Below are 19,031 nucleotides of genomic sequence, written 5' to 3'. Positions count from 1 at the left end.
TGAATCAGGCAAGTTCGATCCAGTGCTGCGCACGGGCAACCTCCATGAATTGCTCGATGTCGTCACCGAGCTCGGGCACGCCGGGGAACTGCTGGTCGAGCTCATTGATGATCGCCGCGACATTCCGTTCACCGTCAATCAAGCCGCCGATCAGGGCGGCGCTTTCGTTGAGCTTGATCATGCCCTCCGGGTACAGCAGCACATGGCCTTTTTGCGCCGGCTCGTACTGGAAACGGTAGCCAGGACGCCAGGTCGGGGTCTTGCTGCGATCGAAACTCATAAGGTGATTCCTTTGTGCCAGACCCGTTCCCCGGTCACGCTGTGATACGGCGGGCGTTTCAGTTCGTAGGCCATGCTCATGGCATCGAGCATGCTCCAAAGAATGTCCAGTTTGAACTGGAGAATTTCCAGCATGCGCTCCTGGCCGTCGCGGGTGGTGTAGTGCTGCAACGTGATTGCCAGACCGTGCTCGACATCGCGCCGTGCCTGGCCCAGGCGGGTGCGGAAATACTCGTAGCCGGCAGGGTCGATCCATGGGTAATGCTGGGGCCAGCTGTCCAGGCGCGACTGATGGATTTGCGGGGCGAACAGTTCGGTCAGCGAGCTGCTGGCGGCTTCCTGCCAGCTGGCGCGACGGGCGAAGTTGACGTACGCGTCCACGGCGAAGCGCACACCGGGCAGGACCAATTCCTGGGAACGCAGTTGGTCCGGGTCGAGGCCCACGGCCTGGCCCAGACGCAGCCAGGCTTCGATGCCGCCGTCTTCACCGGGTGCGCCGTCATGATCGAGCAGGCGTTGAATCCACTCGCGGCGGATCTCGCGGTCAGGGCAGTTAGCGAGGATCGCCGCGTCTTTGAGCGGGATGTTCACTTGATAATAAAAGCGGTTGGCGACCCAGCCCTGGATCTGTTCGCGGCTGGCCCGGCCTTCGTACATCGCCACATGGTAGGGGTGATGGATGTGGTAATAGGCGCCCTTGGCGCGCAGGGCCGCTTCGAATTCGGCGGGGGACATCGGGGTGTCGGTCATTGCGGTTCTCCGGTGTACATCCGGTGGATGCTTTGGTGCTTGTTCGGACGCCATCGCGAGCAAGCTCGCTCCCACAAGGGAATGCGTTCAACTGTGGGAGCTGGCTTGCCAGCGATAGGGCCCTCAGCTACAGCACAATACTCATGCCGTCATACGCCACTTCAACCTGGCGCCGATCCAGCTCCGCCCGCTGCGGCGAATCCTCATCGAGAATCGGGTTGGTGTTGTTGATGTGGATAAGCACCTTGCGCTGCTCGGGCAACTGTTCGAGTACTTCGAGCATGCCGCCGGGGCCGTTCTGCGCCAGGTGGCCCATCTCCCGACCGGTGCGGGTGCCGACGCCACGGCGTTGCATTTCATCGTCGTCCCACAGCGTGCCGTCGACCAGCAGGCAATCGCTGCCGGCCATGATTTCCAGGAGCGCTGCATCCACCTTGCCCAGCCCCGGCGCATAGAACAGCTTGCCGCCGGTATTGAGGTCTTCGACGATCAGGCCGATGTTGTCGCCCGGGTGCGGGTCGAAACGGTGCGGCGAGTACGGCGGCGCGGCGCTGCGCAAAGGCAGCGGGGTGAAGCGCAGGTTCGGGCAGGCGGGGATGGTGAAGCTTTGATCGAGCTCGATGCGGTTCCAGTTCAGCCCGCCGTTCCAGTGGGTCAGCATGTTGAACAGAGGGAAGCCGCTGCTCAGGTCTTCGTGGACCATGTCGGTGCACCAGACTTGATGCGGGCACCCTTCACGCAGCATGAGCAGGCCGGTGGTGTGGTCGATCTGGCTGTCCATCAGGATGATTGCGCCGATCCCGGTGTCGCGCAGGGCACGGCCCGGTTGCATCGGGGCGAAGCTCTGGAGTTGGGCGCGGATGTCCGGGGAGGTGTTGCACAGCACCCAGTTCACGCCGTCATCGGAAATTGCGATGGACGATTGCGTCCGCGCCGTGGCCCGCAGGCTGCCGTCGCGAAAGCCTGCGCAGTTCACGCAGTTGCAGTTCCACTGGGGAAAACCGCCGCCGGCAGCGGAACCTAGAATCTGGACAAACATGGGTGCTCCATCATTTCAACGCTGAAAATAAAACGCCTCGGATAACCGAGGCGTTGTGCTGCACATCTGCCAAGGCAGAGATTAGCGGCTGGCGAAGTACATGGTGACTTCAAAGCCGATACGCAGGTCGGTGTAAGCAGGTTTGGTCCAGGCCATAAATCGAACTCCTTCAGGTAAGGGTGGGACAGCGCTATCTATAGGTATAGTCCACCTAAAGTCAGAGATGTTCCAGATAGTTAGGTTGCTATGTTACTCAAAATTTCAAAGAGATTGCCCGTGAAACTTTGAGAAAGCTCCTTACAAACCCGGTAATGATCATTTTGCCGCTTGCCATGGTGCGCCCGGTGCAGGGCTGTTGGCCAGGCAGCGCCAGCCGCCCTCGGCCTGTTTCAATCGCTGTGCGGCGGCCAGCAGTTCGGCGCGTTCGATCAGCAGGATTGCCTCGGGTAATTGCGTCAGGTAATCCGACGAACGGCCGGCCAGCTTGCCCTGCCAGAGCAATTCCGCCGCTTGGGCGGTGGGCAATGCAGCGTGGGAAAACTGCTCGGCCAAGGTCAGGCGCTGGGCGATCAAAGAGTTGTCGTCGATGGCATTGATCAGTGCCGGCAGATCGCTGAGGAATTGCTCGATGTGTTGCAACAGTTCCACCGGGGCCACGTTCGGCGATTGCACGCCGAACAGCAACCCGGTTTGCCCATGAATCTGGCGCAGGGCGCTGAACACGGCATAGCCCAGTTGCAGCTCCACCCGCAGGCGCTGGTAGAAGGGCGTCTGACAGAGGTGTGCCAGCAAACGCGACGCGGCTTCGTCGGCGATATCTGCGCTGGCTGCAGGGCAAAACAGCAGCAGCGCGTGCTCACTGGAGCCGCTATCGACAGTGTTCCACAGCCGTTGTGACGGGATCGCGCGAGGCGGGGACAACTGACTGTCCGGCGTGCCGGGGATGCGGCTCAAGGCCAGTCCCATGGCCGCTTGAGTCTGTGCCGACAACCCGATGGCCAGCCCGTCCCACCGTGCACTCGACCAGAGTTGCTGCAGGTTATTGGAGTTCGTGGTGTGCCCGAGACAGTGATCGGGCAATGCCTTGAGCAGTTGTCGAATCGGTATCAACGCAACGCTGGTCGATTCGGCTTGTGCGACAGCGGCATCAGGATTTGTCAGTTCTTTCAGCGCCTGCTCGAGGACGCCGGGCATCGGCTCCTGTAGCCCGTTCAGTTTCAGCAGCCATTCGTTGCCCGAAGCGCTGAAGGAAAAATCCACACCGGCCTGACGCGCGTCTTCGCGCAGCGGTTGCAGGGTTTTTTCCAGTTTTGACTGGAGGCTGCTCCCGGGAGTCGAGTCCAGGCGCCAGCGCAGATAAATCGCGCCTTCTGGGCTGTTGTCCGGCCATGCCTGGCTGAATTGCATCGGCGAGCGTTCGCGGCGGCTGCGCGAGCGATCCTGGGCAAAGGTGCGCAGGCCGCGGTGGGCGCTGGTCTGGCCGCGAATCAATCCCGCATTGGGCGCTGCTGCTTCGGCGCGCAGGAACGGGTTGGGTGTGGGCAACTGCCATGGGCCGCTGAAGTTATCCACAGCGCCGATTTGTTTGAGCACTTGCTCGAGGGCTGTAACGCCTTGCCCGGATAACCCGACTTCGCGTTGCTCACTGTCCTGTCGGGCCAGTTGCAAGGCACTGCCGACTTGCTGCTGGCGCTGGAGCAGGGCGGCGTATTCTTCGCGCAATCGGCTCCAGTCTTGCCGGGCGAAGAAACCCAGCCAATCCATCAGGCGTTCGCGAATCCCGGTTGCCGCAGAGTGGGCGGGCAAGGTGAACTCGACGTGCAGCAAGGCTTGCCCGACGAATTGATACAGCGACTCGGCCTTGAGTGTTTCCGCCAATCCACGCTCACGCAAATCCGCCAGCAAACCGCCCGGCTTCTCGGAGTTCAGCCAATGACACAGGAACAGCAGTGCTTCGGCGCAGGATTCGGGCAGGGCCTCGAGGGCAAACAGCAGATCCAGTCGTCGTTCGCCAGCCTGTTGAAAACTTGAGTCCGAGGTCGTCATCAGCGGCGCGGGGGATTGTTGTGGGGCTGTTTCACCCTGGGCAAGGGCTTGGCCAAATGCCTCGGCCATCACTCTCAAATCATCGACACTTTGCGGACCGGCCAGGCTCAAGGTCATCTGCCCCGTCTGGTAGAACCGCTGATGAAAATCCTGCAATGCCTGCTGAAATTCGGCTTGCGGCACCGGCAGGCTGTCCCGATTGCCGGCATGGAAACCTCGCAGCGGATGAGCTTCGCAAAGCCCATCGAACAATGCCTGCTGTTGTTGCGCTGCCGGATCCTGCGACCACGCGATAAATTCAGCGTGCAACACTTCCCGTTCCCGCTGTTGATCGTCGGGATTCATACGCGGATGGGCGAGCATGTCTGACAGACGCTGCAGCCCACCGGCAAATGCCTGGGGCGGCAGCTCGAAAAAGTAATCCGTGGTGCGTTCGCTAGTGCGGGCGTTGACCTGACCGCCATGACTCTGCACGTAGGCCATCAACCCTTGCCCCGTGGGAAAACGCTCGGTTCCCAGAAACAGCAGGTGCTCAAGGAAGTGCGCCAGCCCAGGCCATGCCAGCGGCACATCATGGCTGCCCGCAGCGACCCGCAACGCGGCTGCGCAGCGCTTCAGATTCGGGGCATGACGCAACGTCACCCGCAAGCCATTGGCCAGGGTTTCAGTGTGGGGGCGAGGGTGATTCAGCGCGGGCATGGGCACTTCCAGAACAGTGAAGTGCCAATGCTAGCGGATAACGGTGGATCAGCGCTTGTTCAGGTCGCCGTAAAGCTCGGGGCGGCGATCGAGGAAGTAGCGATTGGCGGCGCGGGAGTCGAGCATCAACTGTCGATCCAGCTCACCGACGATCAGGGCTTCATCCAGACCCGCCTGGGCGATACGGTTGCCATCCGGCGCGGCGATGCTGCTTTGGCCGCAGTAGTGGATGTCGCCTTCTTGCCCGCAATAGTTGGCGTAGGCCACATAGCACTGGTTTTCGAAGGCGCGGGCGCGGACGGTGACGTCGGCGATAAAGTCGTAGGGAATCATGTTGGCGGTCGGCACCAGAATCAGCTCTGCGCCGGCCAGGGCCAGGCGTCGGGCGTTTTCCGGAAATTCCAGGTCGTAGCAGATCAGGAAACCGAGCTTCCAGCCGTTGAGCTCAACGATAGGGAAATCGTCGGGACCTGCGCTGAACATCGAGTGATCCAGATCGCCGAACAAGTGAGTCTTGCGGTAGTTGCAAAGGCGCTCGCCATTGGCGTCGATCAACTGCACGGCGTTGTAGATCTGCCCGTCCTCGGTGCGCTCGGGATAGCCATACAAAATGGCGATCCCGGTCGCCTTGGCTATACGCGCAATCTGCTGCGCCGACTCACCGTTGTACACCTCCGCCAACACGCTGACGGCATCGACGCCGATGTTGTAGCCGGTCAGGAACATCTCCGGCAGCACCAGCAGATCGGCGCCTTTTGCCTCCAGTGCAAGCTGCTGCAAGCGATGCAGGTTGCCAGCGACATCCAGGGGCAACGGTGGACATTGGTAAAGGGCTACGCGCATTTCGGATTCCTCTTACTCGGGCAGGGCGATCGGACCGATCTCGTTGAATACATCTCCTGGACCCGGATTCTCGGCGTGAGTTGCACCGCCGAAGTGTTTCATGATGCCCCACACCGCGTTGAGCGAGGTCTGCACCGCGCCTTCGACCCAGGCCGGCGTCCACGAAACGTCGTCACCGGCGATGAAGATCCCGCGCTGTTCGGCCGGCATGTCGTCCTGCATGAAGTGTGCGTACATGCGCTGGTTGTAGCGGTAGTGGCCGGGCAGGGCGCCTTTGAACGCGCCGAGGAAATGCGGGTCGGCCTCCCACGAAACGGTGATCGGGTCACCGATGATGCGCGCGGCGATATCGACTTTCGGGTAGATCTTCTTCAACGCATCCAATGCCAGTTTCACGCGTTTTTCCACCGGTTGCGGGAGCATTTTCAGCGCGTCGCTCATCCACGAGTACGACAGGCAAATCACTCCTGGTTTGTCGTCGCCGTTGTCGAACAGGTAAGTGCCACGTGTCAGGCGATCGGTGAGGGTCATGCTCATCAGGTCGCGACCGGTTTCCGGGTCTTTGTCTTTCCAGAACGGGCGATCGACCATCACGAAGGTTTTCGACGACTGCATGTAGCGGGTGCGGTCCAGGGCCATCCACATCTTTTGCGAGAACAGGGTTTCGTCGCATTCGATCTGGGTGGTCAGCAGCCAGCTCTGGCAGGTGGTCAATACGGCAGCGTATTCGCGGGTGTCGCCCCAGTTGTCGGTAACGGCGAAACGGCCGTCCGGTGCGTGGGAAATTTTCTTCACACCGGTGCGCGGTGCGCCGTTGTGCAAGGAGCTGAGGCTGGTGCCCGCCGGCCAATGCGCGCAACGCTCCGGCACATGGCGCCAGATGCCTTGTGGCACCTGCTCCACGCCGCCGACCACCAGGTGCTGGTGATCGTCGCAGTTGGTCATGACCACGCGGAAGATTTCCAGCATCGAGTTGGGGAAGTCCGAGTCCCAGCCGCCGGTGCCGAAACCGACCTGGCCGAACACTTCGCGGTGATGGAACGAGAGCTTGGCGAAGGCCTTGGAGGTGGCGACGAAATCGTAGAAGGTGCGGTCGTCCCACAACGGAACCAGGGTGTTCCACAGCTCTTTCAGACGTGGCACGTCGCGGTCGCGAATGGCTTGCTGGATGTCGGAGAACTGCGAACCGGCTTCCAGGGCATCGGCCCAGGCGTCAGCCACTTCCTGGAACAGTGCAGGAAGATCCGACAACTTCTGTGCGTAATGGGTCTGGCCTTCGAGGTCGATCACCGTGCTGCCCGACGCGGGCGTCAGCGGGTTGGGGAAGGGTTTGGTTTCCAGGCCGAGCTTGTCGACGTAGTGATAGAACGCGGTGGACGACACCGGAAAACGCATTCCGCCCAGTTCGGCAACGATGCCTTCGGCGCCATTGAACGCCTGGGAACGCAGGCGGCCACCCATTTTCGAGGCTTCGTAGACGACCGGTTTCAGGCCCAGTTTCATCAGCTCATACGCTGCCACCAGGCCAGCAATGCCGCCGCCGACAATCGCCACTTCGGCACCGTGATTGTGCTCGGGAATGCTGCCCAGGCCGGCCGGGTGTTCGATCCAGTCGTCGAAGGCGAAAGGAAAGTCCGGGCCGAAAATGGTGACTGGTTTCTTACCGTCTGCAGGATGGCGATTGTTCTTGTTCATGGCTGACCTTGCTGGCGACCCGACGCGGAATGCGCATCTGAGTATAGGAAAAGATGCCAGCCATTCTAGAGAGCACAGAACACGTTAATAAGACGCAAAGTGTCGTCGTTTTGCCATTTTATTGGTCAATATGACGATCTGGTAATGCACACTGTCCCCTGTGGGAGCGAGCCTGCTCGCGAAGGCGTCAGCTCAGACACCCATGAAACCTGAACTGGAATGTCAAACCGGCTGCCCCCGATCAATCTTGCTACTCAAGATGATCGAGGTAGTGGTCTTCTCCACCCCATCCACACTGCCGATCTGATCCAGCAACTGATCCAGCTGCTCCGGCGAGTCGGTGCGCAACCACGCTACATAATCAAATTCACCACTCACCGCACACAACTGCTGCACCTGCGCCATCGCGCTTAACCGTCGCAAGACCTCTTTGCCAGAGCGCGGTTGCACGGTGATCCCCACATACGCCTGCAACCCGCCATCCACCACCCGCTGCCCGAGACGCACGCCGTAACCGGTGATCACCCTGGCCTTTTCCAGTCGCGCCAGGCGCGAGGTGACGGTGGTGCGGGCGATGCCCAGTTGCCGGGCCAGCATGGCCACGCTCTCGCGGGCGTTGATCTGCAGGGCGGCAATCAACTGGCGGTCGATTTCGTCGAGAACGGGTGGGCGAATGTCAGGCAAAGGGGCTGTCTCCAACGGTACTGATCAATGGCCAAGCATGTTACAGGCACATCCGGCGCCGCGCTCGTGGCGGATATTTGATCTAGCCTCAGTACCGTTCGTGACATTTCTGCCTGCGACAAATTGCCATAAGTAACTGGTTAGTACATTATTCCGCCCTTGTCACAAATGGGGAAATTTTCCGATATGAACAATTCTGGGGCTGCCGCCGGCAGCAAATGGGTGCTGGCGGGGCTGGGTGTGCTGATTGCACTGATCGGGCTCGGCCTGGCCGGTGGCGGTGGTTACTTGATCGCACTGGGCGGCAGTTGGTATTTCCTGCTGATGGGCCTGGCGATGCTGGCGTCCGGCTTGATGATTGCCCGGCGCAAGCCGCTCGGCGCCTGGCTGTATGGTGTGGCGTTGGTCCTCACGGCGATCTGGGCGGTATGGGACGCCGGCCTCGAATACTGGCCGCTGGTCTCGCGGGTGCTGACCTTCGCCGTGATCGGTCTGGTGGTCGCGCTGGTCTATCCGACCCTGGTCCGTGCTTCGGGCGCGACCGGCGGACGAGGCGCTTACGGCCTAGCTGGCATTCTGGGTGTAGGCGTCGTAGCGACGATGGCCTACATGTTCGTGCCGACCCACGTGGTCAAGGCCACCGTTGAACCTGCGGTAACGCCGGTCACGCCGGGTACCGAGCAGAAAGACTGGGCGCACTGGGGCAACACCACCGCCGGCAACCGCTTTGCCGCGCTGGACCAGATCAACAAGGGCAACATCGACAAGTTGCAGGTGGCCTGGACCTTCCGCACCGGCGACATCCCGCAAAGCACCGGTGCCGGTGCCGAGGACCAGAACACCCCGCTGCAGATCGGTGACACGGTCTACACCTGCACCGCCTACGGCAAAGTCTTCGCCCTGGATGCCGACACCGGCGCCCAGCGCTGGAAGTTCGACCCGCAGGGCACCGCGCCCAACTGGCAGCGCTGCCGTGGCCTGGGTTATTCCGAAACCCCGGCGTCTTCGGACAATCAGCCAGGCGCCTGTACGAAACGTCTGTTTCTGCCGACCGGCGATGCGCGCCTGATCGCCATCAATGCCGACACCGGTAAGCCGTGTGAAGAATTCGGCAACAAGGGCACCGTCGACCTGACCACCGACATGGGCGAAGTGAAGCCCGGTTACTACCAGCAAACCTCGACTCCATTGGTCGCAGGGGACGTGGTGATCGTCGGCGGTCGCGTGGCCGATAACTACTCCACCGGCGAACCGCCGGGCGTGGTGCGTGCCTACGACGTGCGCAGCGGTGAGCTGGTGTGGGCGTGGGATCCGGGCAATCCGAACACCACCAAACGCCCACCGGCTGGTGAGACTTATACGCGTGGTACGCCGAACGTGTGGTCGGCCATGTCCTACGACGCCAAGCTCGGTCTGGTCTACCTGCCGACCGGTAACGCCACGCCGGACTTCTTCGGCGGTCAGCGCACCGAGATGGACAACAAGTGGAACTCGTCCGTCGTTGCCATCGACGTGAAAAGCGGCCAAGTGCGCTGGCATTTCCAGACCACCCACAACGACCTCTGGGACTTCGACCTGCCGGCGCAACCGCTGCTGTACGACGTGCCGGACGACAAGGGCGGCACCCAGCCCGCGCTCGCGCAAGTGACCAAACAGGGCGAGATCTTCCTGCTCAACCGCGAAACCGGCGTGCCGATTGCTCGCGTCGAAGAGCGCCCGGTGCCGCAGGGTCATGTGCCTGGCGAACACTACTCGCCAACCCAGCCGTTCTCGGTGGACATGCCGTCAATCGGCAACAAGACCCTGACCGAGTCCGACATGTGGGGCGCCACACCGTTCGACCAGTTGATGTGCCGCATCCAGTTCAAAGGCATGCGCCACGAAGGCGTCTACACCCCGCCGGGCATGGACCGCGCCCTGCAATTCCCGGGCTCGTTGGGCGGCATGAACTGGGGCAGCGTCTCGGTTGATCCGAACACTAACTACATGTTCGTCAACGACATGCGCCTGGGCCTCGCCAACTACATGATCCCGCGCGACAAGATCAAAGCCGGGGCCAGCGGTATCGAAATGGGCGTGGTGCCGCAGGAAGGCACACCGTTCGGCGCCATGCGCGAACGCTTCCTCTCGGCGGTCGGCATCCCGTGCCAGAAACCACCGTTCGGCACCATGTCGGCCATCGACCTCAAGACCCACAAACTGATGTGGCAAGTCCCGGTCGGCACCGTACAAGACACCGGCCCGATGGGCATCCGCATGCACCTGCCGATCCCGATCGGCATGCCGACCCTCGGCGCATCGCTGGCCACCCAGTCCGGCCTGCTGTTCTTCGCCGGCACCCAGGACTTCTACCTGCGCGCCTTCGACACCGGTAACGGCAACGAAATCTGGAAATCGCGTTTACCGGTAGGCAGCCAGTCCGGGCCGATGACCTACGTGTCGCCGAAAACCGGCAAGCAGTACATCCTGCTGACGGTGGGCGGTGCGCGTCAGTCGACGGATCGTGGGGATTATGTGATTGCTTACGCTTTGCCCAAATAAGGGCTGAAGTCTGGGTCAAAAAGCCGCGCCATTGCGCGGCTTTTTGTTGGGCGAAAGAGAGGGGGTGGAAATCGGCTAGGATTGAGGCAGTCGAGGGTGCGAGGTGAAGGGTATGACAACAAAGCTACCTGCTGTTGTACGGGACCGTGCATTGCAGATCGCCCATCACGAAATGGGGCACTACGTGGTGGCCCGCGCCTTGGGGTTTGAAACGGGCGGCGTGACCCTGACAGTGACCAAGGATTTGCGGCACCACGGAGGGGCCTCCATTACCTTGGTGCGACCCCTTTCGTCGATGGAAGCCATGAAGGAACACCTGGAAGCCCGAATGATGGTGCTCCTGGCTGGCGCAATGGCACAAACCCTGCCGTCAAAACCCTCAGCCGCCAAACGCGTCGACAAGCGCAAAGCCACCGCCATTCTCAAAGGTGGGGAGGGCGCGGAGCAGGATTACGCAAAGATCAGGGAGCTTCAGCACCTACTGCGCAATATTGCCTGCCCGGATACCGATCCAGCGTCGGCTGAGCGCATAGCGGCGGAGCTTAAAGCGATGACTGATCGGGTGTGGGGTCGGACTCAAACAATCATCGAAGATCAGGCCGGGACGATTGCCGAATTGGCTATGGCGCTGGTGGACGGCATGGTTCTTGTGGAGCAATGGGGGCGGGCTGCGGATACGTATGAGGTTGTGTTGACGGGGCAGATTCTGGAACGGTTGCGGGCGGTGCAGGCGATCCCCTCGTTAAGTGTTTGGACTGACCGTTGCAGTGATGTCGTTCAGCACTGGAAGTAACGAAGGGTCGAAGCGTTATTTGCTCGCGAGCATAGCGTCTTGCACCAGTGTCAACAGTGCATCAGTCGCCGCTAACAGTTCAGCCAATAGGGTTTCGTCTACATCCATGTAACCTTCGTACTCAGCCAGATTGCGGCGCTCGTGACAGAGCGCGAATAGGCGTACATGGACTTTGTTCAGGCCGAGGGTATGTACCAGGCACTGAAATACCAGATAGCGACGGTCGGAGCGAAACCCCTGTAAACGCATGGCAGTCAGAGCCAGAGCATGGGCGGCGTTGTAGGCGAGGTCGAAGCGACTGGCGAAGGACAGGGCCGAACTGTGAGCATCCTTCAAACGGTCCGTGGCTGATTTCAGCAGCCCCTCACATTCCTTGCGATCAGGCGGTTCAGCTTTGAGGCCGCCGCTACGCACCAGGTTTTCCAGATTTTCGTTACTGCCCATCGGCTACCTCTGCTGGATTGCGGCCAATCAAATCAATTTTTTCTTGTTGCTCAACCCGCACTACAAAGCTGTTGCCGCCCGCCTTCTTGGCTTGCCAGTCGGCCAGGGTGTAGAGCGTTGGGTTAATGGTGCGGCCAAGCTGTTCCTCAACGGGCAGTACCCGTTCCATCAAATTGCTGTAACTGAGATTTTCGCCAATCAACATCAGGTCAATGTCACTGCCTGCATGCTCGTTTCCCTTGGCAATGGAGCCGTAAATAAATGCCCATACCAACTGATCAGACAGCGGAGACAAGGCTGTACGCAACTGCTCTGCAATACCAAAGGTCTTGCGCACTATCCCAAGCAGTTCTGCATAGATGGGGCACTCAGGGTTGGCTTGGTAGTGCGTCTGATTACCCCGCCGACTCATGGTGAGAATGCCTGCGCCATGCAGACGTTCCAGCTCACGCATCAGGCTGCCCTTGCCGACTTGCGCCCAGCGGGATATTTCATTGGCATAGAAGCTCTGATCCGGTTTGCCATACAGCATGCCCAGCACTTTTTGCTGAGTGGCGGTAAATAGGGCATCGCTGAGCGGGATGGCAGGCATGGCTGACTCTATAAGTCCCAAAAAGGGAACGATAGGTCCCTTTTTGGGAATTTTCAACTCTGCCGTGATTATGTAGTTTTCGATGGGCTTGCTTCCTTTCTTGTTTGAGCAGGTCGCCGCTTCAATACCTTTACCACATCATCGATCACTGCTTTGCTCATCGTCGTCAGGTAATGCGCCGCCCAGGCGTGGCGGTCGGAGTCTTGGGTGAAAGCGGCGTCCGCGGTCAGGGACTTGGCGAGGTACAGCAGGTCTGAGGCTTGCGCCAGGGCGTCGGCGATGGGGATATCGCGGCAGACGTGGAATAGCGGTTGATCTGAGAGATAGAGGAAAGGGGTGAAGCCGATAGTTTTTAGGTCTGAGGGTGAATTTGCTTTAGTCATGCATTGCTCCTGGGTTCTAGGAGCCGCCAAATTCGTTTCCAAGCGAATGGGTGACGGCCGTACGCAGGTTGGAAAACCGGGAACCTAGGAACCGGCACGCCCGAAGGCGTCCCACGCACAGCCGTCATAACTCAGGATCACAAAATACAAGCAATCATGATGAGGGCGCTGTTGCGGCTAGAGTTCAACGGGTTTCCAAGCCCGACCGCTGAAAGGTCAGCGACGTCCGGAGACTACTCCGTCAAAGAAAAGTGCAACAAGGCGGCAAAGTGCCCAAAAGCAAGATTCGGAGTTTGCCTACAAGGTCCTAAGGCGTCATCCGATAAAGCGAGACCTTAAGTAAACAAAACTAAACGTCAGACACGAAAAAGCCGCGTAAAAACGCGGCTTTCTTGTTTGGTGGGCCCACACGGACTTGAACCGTGGACCAAAGGATTATGAGTCCTCTGCTCTAACCAACTGAGCTATAGGCCCTCAGTAGGTCGCGGATTATAGCGACGGTTTCGCGGCTGTGCTATCCGAAAAAGCCATTACGGTTGTACGAAGAAACGTCGCGGCAAATTCTTCGGCGGGCAGGGGCAGGCTGACGATGTAGCCCTGGATTTGCTCGCATCCCTCATAGGCCAGGAATTGCTGCTGTGCCTGGGTCTCGACGCCTTCGGCAATCACGGTGAATTGCATGCTGCGGCCGAGGGCGATGATGGCGCGGACGATCGCCGCATCGTGGGGATCGTCCGGCAGGCCGCGAACGAAGGACTGGTCGATCTTGAGGATGTCCAGCGGCAGGCGCTTGAGGTAGCTCAGTGACGAGTAGCCGGTGCCGAAGTCGTCGATGGCCAGTTGTACGCCCAGTTTTTTGAGCTGGTGCAGCACCGCCAGCGCTTCTTCGGCCTGGCTCATGATGAAGTTTTCGGTGATTTCCAGTTGCAGGAAACCGGGGTTGAGGCCGTTGTCCTTGAGCAACTGTTCGATACGGCTCAGCAGGTTGGGTTGGCGCAATTGGGCGCCGGCCAGGTTAACCGACAGCGGGCCGGGGCTTTCGTACAGCCGGTGCCATTCGGCCATTTGCCGGCAGGCGGTTTCCAGGACCCAGTCGCCGATCTGCAGGATCATGCCGTTTTCTTCAGCCAGCGGGATGAAGTGTTCCCGCGGCACATCGCCAAAGGTCGGATGGTGCCAGCGGATCAGGGCCTCGGCGCCGACCAGGCGGTAGTCTTCGAGGCTGATTTTCGGTTGGTAGCACAGGTGCAATTCGTTGCGCTCGATGGCGCGGCGCAGTTCGTGTTCCAGGGCCACGCGTTCGCTGGCCTGGGCAGTGAGGTCGCGGGTGTAGCTTTCGACACGGTTGCGGCCCTTGGCCTTGGAGCGGTACATCGCGGCGTCGGCGTTCTTGATCAGTGTGGCAACGTCGCAGCCATCCTTGGGATAGAGGCTGGTGCCGATGCTGGCGCTGATGAAGAACTCGTGCTCACCGGCCTGGAATGGCGCGCCGAAGCAATTGAGCAACTTGGTGGCGATGTTGTCGGCATCGCTGGACTGTTGCAGGCCAGGAAGCAGGATGATGAATTCGTCACCCCCCAGGCGCGCCACGGTGTCGATGTCACGCAACTGCTCCTTGAGGCGTACGGCAATGCCCTTGAGCAGCAGGTCGCCGACCGGATGGCCGAGGCTGTCGTTGATGTGCTTGAAGCGGTCCAGGTCGAGGAACAGCACGGCGCCCTGGCCGCCGTTTTCCTGCTGGTTGTTGAGCGCAGTGAGTAAGCGGCTTTCGAACAGTGTGCGGTTCGGCAGGCCGGTCAGCGGGTCGTGGTGCGCCTGGTAATCGAGTTTGGCCTGGGCGTGCTTGAGGCTGGAAATGTCGGCGAACACCGCGACAAAGTGGGTGATGAACTTGTCGCGGTTGCGCACGGCGCTGATGGTCAGCCAGCTCGGATAGAGCTCGCCGTTCTTGCGCCGATTGGAAATCTCGCCCTGCCAATGACCTTCGGCGGTCAATTGATGCCACATGGCCGCGTAGAACGCGCTGTCATGCAGGCCCGAAGCGAGCAGTCGCGGCGTGTGACCCAGTGCTTCGCTTTCGCTGTAACCGGTAATTTCAGTGAACGCACGGTTGACCGCGCTGATGTGCTGTTGGGTATCGGTGATCAACACGCCTTCGGCGGTGCTCTCGAACACGGTGGCGGCCTGCTGCAGTTTTTCCTGCATCAGGTGGCGCTCGGTGATGTCCCTGGCGATGGTCAGCATGCAGTCTTCATCGCCAATCGGCAGCGGACGGCTGGACACTTCACAGAGGCGGATCTGCCCGTCGCTGCGGCGTATATGGCAACTGAAGTCGCGGACAAAGCCGTCGCGGTGCAGCAGGTCGAGCATTTGCTTGCGTTCATTGAGGTTGACCCAGATCCCAAGGTCCAGCGCCGAGCGATCCACCGACATGGCGCTGTTGAATCCGGTGATGCGGCTAAAGCCCTCGTTGACTTCCATCAGCAAGCCATCGCTTTGCCGCGACAGTAGCAAGCCGTCGGGGGAGGCATGGAAGGCCTTGGCGAACTTTTCTTCGGACGTTTGCAGTTGCTGCTGGGTTTCCTTGAGCTGGGTGATGTCGCGCACCACGACCACCAGCGCCGGTGTCATGTCGAGGTCGAACGGTTCGGCGGAGATCAGGCCGGTAAACACCTGGCCGTTGCTGCGACGAAAGGGCATCTCCAGGTTGCGGATGCTGCCGGCCTGCAAACGTTGCAACAGGCCCGGCCCGACGCCGGGAATGCCCCAGATGTTCAGGTCGGTGGCGGTCAGGCCAATGACGTCCTCGGCCTTGAGGCCGATCTGTTCTTCGAATGCTTCGTTGACCTCCAGCAAGCAACCGTCGCTGAGGCGCGCGATCACCAGGATGTCGGGGCACTGCTGGAACACGGAGGCGAATTTCTGCTCCGACAGGCGCAGTGCTTCTTCGGTGCGCTTGGCGTCGGTGATGTCGATCATCAACCCGCGCATCACCGGCTCGTGGCCGTGTTCGATCAGGCTGACGATATCGCGCACCCAGAGGGTGCGGCCGTCGGCGGTGATCACCCGGTAGTCGAGCCGGTGATCGCGACCGGCCAGCACTTCGTGATCGCAGAAAGTCTGGGCGCGGATCAGGTCGGCAGGGTGAATGATGTTGCGCCAGAAGCCGGGAATCAGCCAATGGGAGAGGGGATAGCCGAGCAGGTCTTCGGCGTGGGGCGATACATAGCTGTAGGTGTAGTCGGTGACCTTGGCTTCCCAGGCGATGGCCGACAGGCTCTCGACCAGGCCACGGTAGTGGTATTCGCTGCTGCGCAGTTCCTGTTCAAGATCGACCCGGCGGGCGATTTCCGAGCTCAAGCGGCGGTTGATACGGATAACCGCGGCCAGCACGAGGGTCAGCACCAGCAGTCCGGGCAGGCCGTACACCAGCAGGTCATTCCAGAACGTTCGATGATCGAGGACGTTACCGACCCAATGCTCCTGGATTGCACTGATTTCGGCGGGGCTCATGTCCGCCAGGACTTTGTCGAGAATGCCGACGAGCATGGTGTTGTCGCGAGGTACAGCCATGGCCAGTTGATAGCGATAGGGCGTTTCACCGCTGACATACAGCCCGTCGAGCTTGAGCTGGCGCAGGCTCCAGACGCTCGATGCCAGGTCGCCCACGACTGCATCCACTGCGTCGGTGGCCAGTGCCTGCAACGCCGAGCTGACGTTGGGCATCGCCACCAGGTTCAGGTCGGGATTGTGGGTGCGCAGCAGTTCGTGGGGAGCGTAGTTCTCCACCACGGCGATTTTCAAGCCGTACAGGTCTTGCAGGTTATGTGGTTGGGGGCCTCCGACATGGGCCAGGATGACAATCGGGAAGTCCAGGTAAGGGCGGGTGAACGACAGGTAGTTCTGGCGTTCCGGCGTCGACATGATGCCCGGCAGCAGATCGATTTTGCCCTTTTTGGCTTGTTCCAGAACGATGGTCCAACTGACCGGCTCGATGGGCGTGAGCCTGGTCCCCAGCCTTTTGCGGATGACCTCGATGTAATCCGCGGCAAGGCCCTGATAGCGGCCCTCATCGTCACGGAACTCGAAAGGCGGCCACGACGCATCGACACCCAGGCGCAAGTCCGGGTGAGCCGCCAGCCAGCTACGTTCATCGTCAGTGAGAGTCAGAGCGCCAGCCGTTGCGGTCCAGGTCATCAGCGACAGCAAAAAAAGCACGGTCGGCAGTCTGGGCATAACGGTCTCGTTATGGCTCGGGGGAATGTTTCGAGTGTAGACGGGCTAGGGACGGAGGGGGAGGTGCTGAGATATTAATCTGCCATAAAACAAAACCCCCGGCCTGGGCCGGGGGTTCTGGTATCACTCGTCGAGGAAGGAGCGCAGATGCTCGCTTCTCGTCGGGTGGCGCAGCTTGCGCAGCGCCTTGGCTTCGATCTGACGAATCCGCTCACGGGTCACGTCGAACTGCTTACCAACCTCCTCGAGGGTGTGGTCGGTATTCATGTCGATGCCGAAGCGCATGCGCAGTACCTTGGCTTCACGGGCAGTGAGGCCGGACAGCACTTCGCGAGTCGCTTCTTTAAGGCTCTCAACGGTTGCAACATCGATTGGCGACTGCATGGTCGAGTCTTCGATGAAGTCACCCAGATGGGAGTCTTCGTCATCACCGATCGGGGTTTCCATGGAGATCGGCTCTTTAGCGATCTTCAATACCTTGCGGATCTTGTCCTCAGGCATTTCCATGCGTTCGCCCAGCTCTTCCGGGGTCGGTTCGCGACCCATTTCCTGCAGCATCTGGCGGGAAATGCGGTTGAGCTTGTTGATCGTCTCGATCATGTGCACCGGAATACGGATGGTGCGGGCCTGGTCGGCGATCGAGCGAGTGATCGCCTGACGGATCCACCAGGTGGCATAAGTCGAGAACTTGTAGCCGCGACGGTATTCGAACTTGTCTACCGCTTTCATCAAGCCGATGTTGCCTTCCTGGATCAGATCGAGGAATTGCAGGCCACGGTTGGTGTACTTCTTGGCGATCGAGATCACCAGACGCAGGTTGGCTTCAACCATCTCTTTCTTCGCGCGGCGGGCCTTGGCCTCACCGATCGACATGCGACGGTTGATGTCCTTGATTTCAGCGATGGTCAAACCGGTTTCGGTTTCCAGCGCGGTCAGCTTCTGCTGGCAACGGATGATGTCCGGCTGCAGACGACCAATGGCTTCAGCGTATTTGCTTTTGCCTTTGGCCAGGGCATCACTCCAGCTTTCGTCGACTTCGTTGCCCGGGAACTGGCGCAGGAAGTCTGCACGCGGCATGCGTGCATCACGAACGCAGAGCTGCATGATTGCGCGCTCTTGCTGACGCAGGCGATCCAGAGCACTGCGAACACGCTCGACCAGGCCTTCGAATTGCTTCGGAACCAGCTTGATCGGCATGAACAGTTCGGCCAGGGCCAACAACTCGGCAATCGTTGCCTTGTTGTTGCGACCGTGCTTTTTCAGCGCCTTGCGGGTGATCTCCATCTGATCGGCCACAGCGCCGAAGCGCTGGGCAGCGATGACCGGATCCGGACCGCTTTCGGCTTCTTCTTCGTCATCGGAAGATTCGGCTTCATCGTCGTCGGTGTCGTCATCCGCTTTCACGGCTTTCGCATCGATCGGCGGCGGCACTTCTGCCGCAGGCGGCGCGATGCCGTCGTCCGGGTCGATATAACCGCTCAGGACGTCGGACAGGCGACCACCTTCGGTGGTGACGCGGGTGTACTCGGAGAGAATATGATCAACCGTGCCAGGGAAGTGCGCGATTGCGCTCATCACTTCACGGATGCCCTCTTCAATACGCTTGGCGATTTCAATTTCGCCTTCACGAGTGAGGAGCTCCACCGTACCCATTTCGCGCATGTACATGCGCACCGGGTCGGTAGTGCGACCAATGTCGGTCTCGACCGCAGCCAACGCTGCAGCGGCCTCTTCGGCTGCGGCTTCGTCGGTATCGGCGTCGGCCAGCATAAGGGAATCCTTATCTGGCGCAACCTCGAATACGTTGATCCCCATGTCATTGATCATGCGGATGATGTCTTCCACCTGTTCCGGATCTGAAATATCCTCCGGCAGGTGGTCGTTGACCTCCGCGTAAGTCAGGTAGCCCTGCTCACGACCAAGTGTGATCAACTCTTTGATACGAGACTGCTGTTGCGCTTTTCCGGACATAACACCCTATCCACTGAAGGTCTTGGCGGGCAAAAA

15 protein-coding genes and 1 tRNA gene are annotated in these 19,031 nt (G+C 60.2%); 2 read left to right on the top strand and 14 right to left on the bottom strand.

The features are described 5' to 3' along the window. Nucleotides 1-4: 4 nt before the first annotated feature. The 8 genes from pqqD to EI969_RS14575 form a co-directional block, all read right to left on the bottom strand. Nucleotides 5-280 carry a pyrroloquinoline quinone biosynthesis peptide chaperone PqqD gene (pqqD, locus tag EI969_RS14610; protein WP_020796019.1) on the bottom strand — a complete coding sequence of 92 codons (276 nt, stop codon included), beginning with the start codon at nucleotides 278-280 and terminating at the stop codon, nucleotides 5-7. Next, entirely contained in the window at nucleotides 277-1,029 is a 753-nt protein-coding gene (pqqC, locus tag EI969_RS14605; RefSeq protein WP_160388422.1) for a pyrroloquinoline-quinone synthase PqqC, read from the bottom strand. Before pqqC ends, pqqD begins: the two co-directional genes overlap by 4 nt. A 127-nt stretch (nucleotides 1,030-1,156) precedes the next feature. Next, on the bottom strand, nucleotides 1,157-2,068 hold the full coding sequence (gene pqqB / locus EI969_RS14600; RefSeq protein WP_160388421.1) for a pyrroloquinoline quinone biosynthesis protein PqqB: 912 nt from the start codon (nucleotides 2,066-2,068) through the stop codon (nucleotides 1,157-1,159). A gap of 81 nt (nucleotides 2,069-2,149) precedes the next feature. Beyond that, nucleotides 2,150-2,224 (bottom strand): pyrroloquinoline quinone precursor peptide PqqA, encoded by a 75-nt coding sequence (gene pqqA / locus EI969_RS14595; protein ID WP_003444522.1) that lies wholly within the window; start codon nucleotides 2,222-2,224, stop codon nucleotides 2,150-2,152. A 159-nt stretch (nucleotides 2,225-2,383) separates the two neighbouring features. Further along, nucleotides 2,384-4,813, bottom strand: coding sequence for a pyrroloquinoline quinone biosynthesis protein PqqF (gene pqqF, locus EI969_RS14590; RefSeq protein ID WP_160388420.1), 2,430 nt, complete (start codon nucleotides 4,811-4,813; stop codon nucleotides 2,384-2,386). A gap of 48 nt (nucleotides 4,814-4,861) precedes the next feature. After that, entirely contained in the window at nucleotides 4,862-5,656 is a 795-nt protein-coding gene (locus EI969_RS14585) for a carbon-nitrogen hydrolase family protein (protein ID WP_160388419.1), read from the bottom strand. 12 nt (nucleotides 5,657-5,668) lie between these two features. Further along, nucleotides 5,669-7,351 carry an NAD(P)/FAD-dependent oxidoreductase gene (locus EI969_RS14580; RefSeq protein ID WP_160388418.1) on the bottom strand — a complete coding sequence of 561 codons (1,683 nt, stop codon included), beginning with the start codon at nucleotides 7,349-7,351 and terminating at the stop codon, nucleotides 5,669-5,671. Nucleotides 7,352-7,573: 222 nt separating this feature from the next. Further along, on the bottom strand, nucleotides 7,574-8,035 hold the full coding sequence (locus EI969_RS14575) for an Lrp/AsnC family transcriptional regulator (RefSeq protein WP_160388417.1): 462 nt from the start codon (nucleotides 8,033-8,035) through the stop codon (nucleotides 7,574-7,576). 186 nt (nucleotides 8,036-8,221) lie between these two features. Between EI969_RS14575 and EI969_RS14570 the strand changes: the two genes are divergently transcribed. Together EI969_RS14570 and EI969_RS14565 are read left to right on the top strand one after the other, a co-directional pair. Continuing rightward, on the top strand, nucleotides 8,222-10,576 hold the full coding sequence (locus EI969_RS14570) for a glucose/quinate/shikimate family membrane-bound PQQ-dependent dehydrogenase (RefSeq protein WP_160388416.1): 2,355 nt from the start codon (nucleotides 8,222-8,224) through the stop codon (nucleotides 10,574-10,576). Nucleotides 10,577-10,688: 112 nt separating this feature from the next. Then, nucleotides 10,689-11,369, top strand: a complete 681-nt coding sequence (locus tag EI969_RS14565; protein ID WP_160388415.1) for a peptidase M41 — start codon at nucleotides 10,689-10,691, stop codon at nucleotides 11,367-11,369. A gap of 15 nt (nucleotides 11,370-11,384) precedes the next feature. Here EI969_RS14565 and EI969_RS14560 read toward each other — a convergent pair whose 3' ends face one another. From EI969_RS14560 to rpoD, 6 genes are all read right to left on the bottom strand, one after another. Beyond that, complete coding sequence (locus EI969_RS14560; RefSeq protein WP_160388414.1) at nucleotides 11,385-11,813, bottom strand: hypothetical protein; 429 nt, start codon at nucleotides 11,811-11,813, stop codon at nucleotides 11,385-11,387. Then, complete coding sequence (locus tag EI969_RS14555) at nucleotides 11,803-12,405, bottom strand: nucleotidyltransferase domain-containing protein (protein WP_160388413.1); 603 nt, start codon at nucleotides 12,403-12,405, stop codon at nucleotides 11,803-11,805. Before EI969_RS14555 ends, EI969_RS14560 begins: the two co-directional genes overlap by 11 nt. A gap of 68 nt (nucleotides 12,406-12,473) precedes the next feature. Then, nucleotides 12,474-12,788 (bottom strand): DUF3077 domain-containing protein, encoded by a 315-nt coding sequence (locus EI969_RS14550; RefSeq protein ID WP_160388412.1) that lies wholly within the window; start codon nucleotides 12,786-12,788, stop codon nucleotides 12,474-12,476. A 397-nt stretch (nucleotides 12,789-13,185) separates the two neighbouring features. After that, nucleotides 13,186-13,262: transfer RNA gene (locus EI969_RS14545), tRNA-Ile, on the bottom strand. A gap of 15 nt (nucleotides 13,263-13,277) precedes the next feature. After that, the gene (locus EI969_RS14540) at nucleotides 13,278-17,024 is read right to left on the bottom strand and encodes a bifunctional diguanylate cyclase/phosphodiesterase (RefSeq protein WP_160388411.1); all 3,747 of its coding nucleotides are present in this window, start codon (nucleotides 17,022-17,024) and stop codon (nucleotides 13,278-13,280) included. Between the two features lie 123 nt (nucleotides 17,025-17,147). Beyond that, nucleotides 17,148-18,995 (bottom strand): RNA polymerase sigma factor RpoD, encoded by a 1,848-nt coding sequence (rpoD, locus tag EI969_RS14535; RefSeq protein WP_160388410.1) that lies wholly within the window; start codon nucleotides 18,993-18,995, stop codon nucleotides 17,148-17,150. Between the last annotated feature and the right edge of the window lie 36 nt (nucleotides 18,996-19,031).

The sequence above is a fragment of the Pseudomonas sp. PB101 genome (genome assembly GCF_009764265.1).
GTDB lineage: Bacteria > Pseudomonadota > Gammaproteobacteria > Pseudomonadales > Pseudomonadaceae > Aquipseudomonas.
This window is presented reverse-complemented; position numbering and strand designations above follow the sequence as displayed.

Coding starts and splice junctions, on each gene's coding strand:
- EI969_RS14565 (WP_160388415.1), top strand. CDS start 10,689: ATGACAACAAAGCTACCTGCTGTTGTACGGGACCGTGCATTGCAGATC.
- EI969_RS14560 (WP_160388414.1), bottom strand. CDS start 11,813: ATGGGCAGTAACGAAAATCTGGAAAACCTGGTGCGTAGCGGCGGCCTC.
- EI969_RS14580 (WP_160388418.1), bottom strand. CDS start 7,351: ATGAACAAGAACAATCGCCATCCTGCAGACGGTAAGAAACCAGTCACC.
- EI969_RS14555 (WP_160388413.1), bottom strand. CDS start 12,405: ATGCCTGCCATCCCGCTCAGCGATGCCCTATTTACCGCCACTCAGCAA.
- pqqD (WP_020796019.1), bottom strand. CDS start 280: ATGAGTTTCGATCGCAGCAAGACCCCGACCTGGCGTCCTGGCTACCGT.
- pqqF (WP_160388420.1), bottom strand. CDS start 4,813: ATGCCCGCGCTGAATCACCCTCGCCCCCACACTGAAACCCTGGCCAAT.
- pqqB (WP_160388421.1), bottom strand. CDS start 2,068: ATGTTTGTCCAGATTCTAGGTTCCGCTGCCGGCGGCGGTTTTCCCCAG.
- EI969_RS14585 (WP_160388419.1), bottom strand. CDS start 5,656: ATGCGCGTAGCCCTTTACCAATGTCCACCGTTGCCCCTGGATGTCGCT.
- EI969_RS14570 (WP_160388416.1), top strand. CDS start 8,222: ATGAACAATTCTGGGGCTGCCGCCGGCAGCAAATGGGTGCTGGCGGGG.
- EI969_RS14550 (WP_160388412.1), bottom strand. CDS start 12,788: ATGACTAAAGCAAATTCACCCTCAGACCTAAAAACTATCGGCTTCACC.
- rpoD (WP_160388410.1), bottom strand. CDS start 18,995: ATGTCCGGAAAAGCGCAACAGCAGTCTCGTATCAAAGAGTTGATCACA.
- EI969_RS14540 (WP_160388411.1), bottom strand. CDS start 17,024: ATGCCCAGACTGCCGACCGTGCTTTTTTTGCTGTCGCTGATGACCTGG.
- pqqC (WP_160388422.1), bottom strand. CDS start 1,029: ATGACCGACACCCCGATGTCCCCCGCCGAATTCGAAGCGGCCCTGCGC.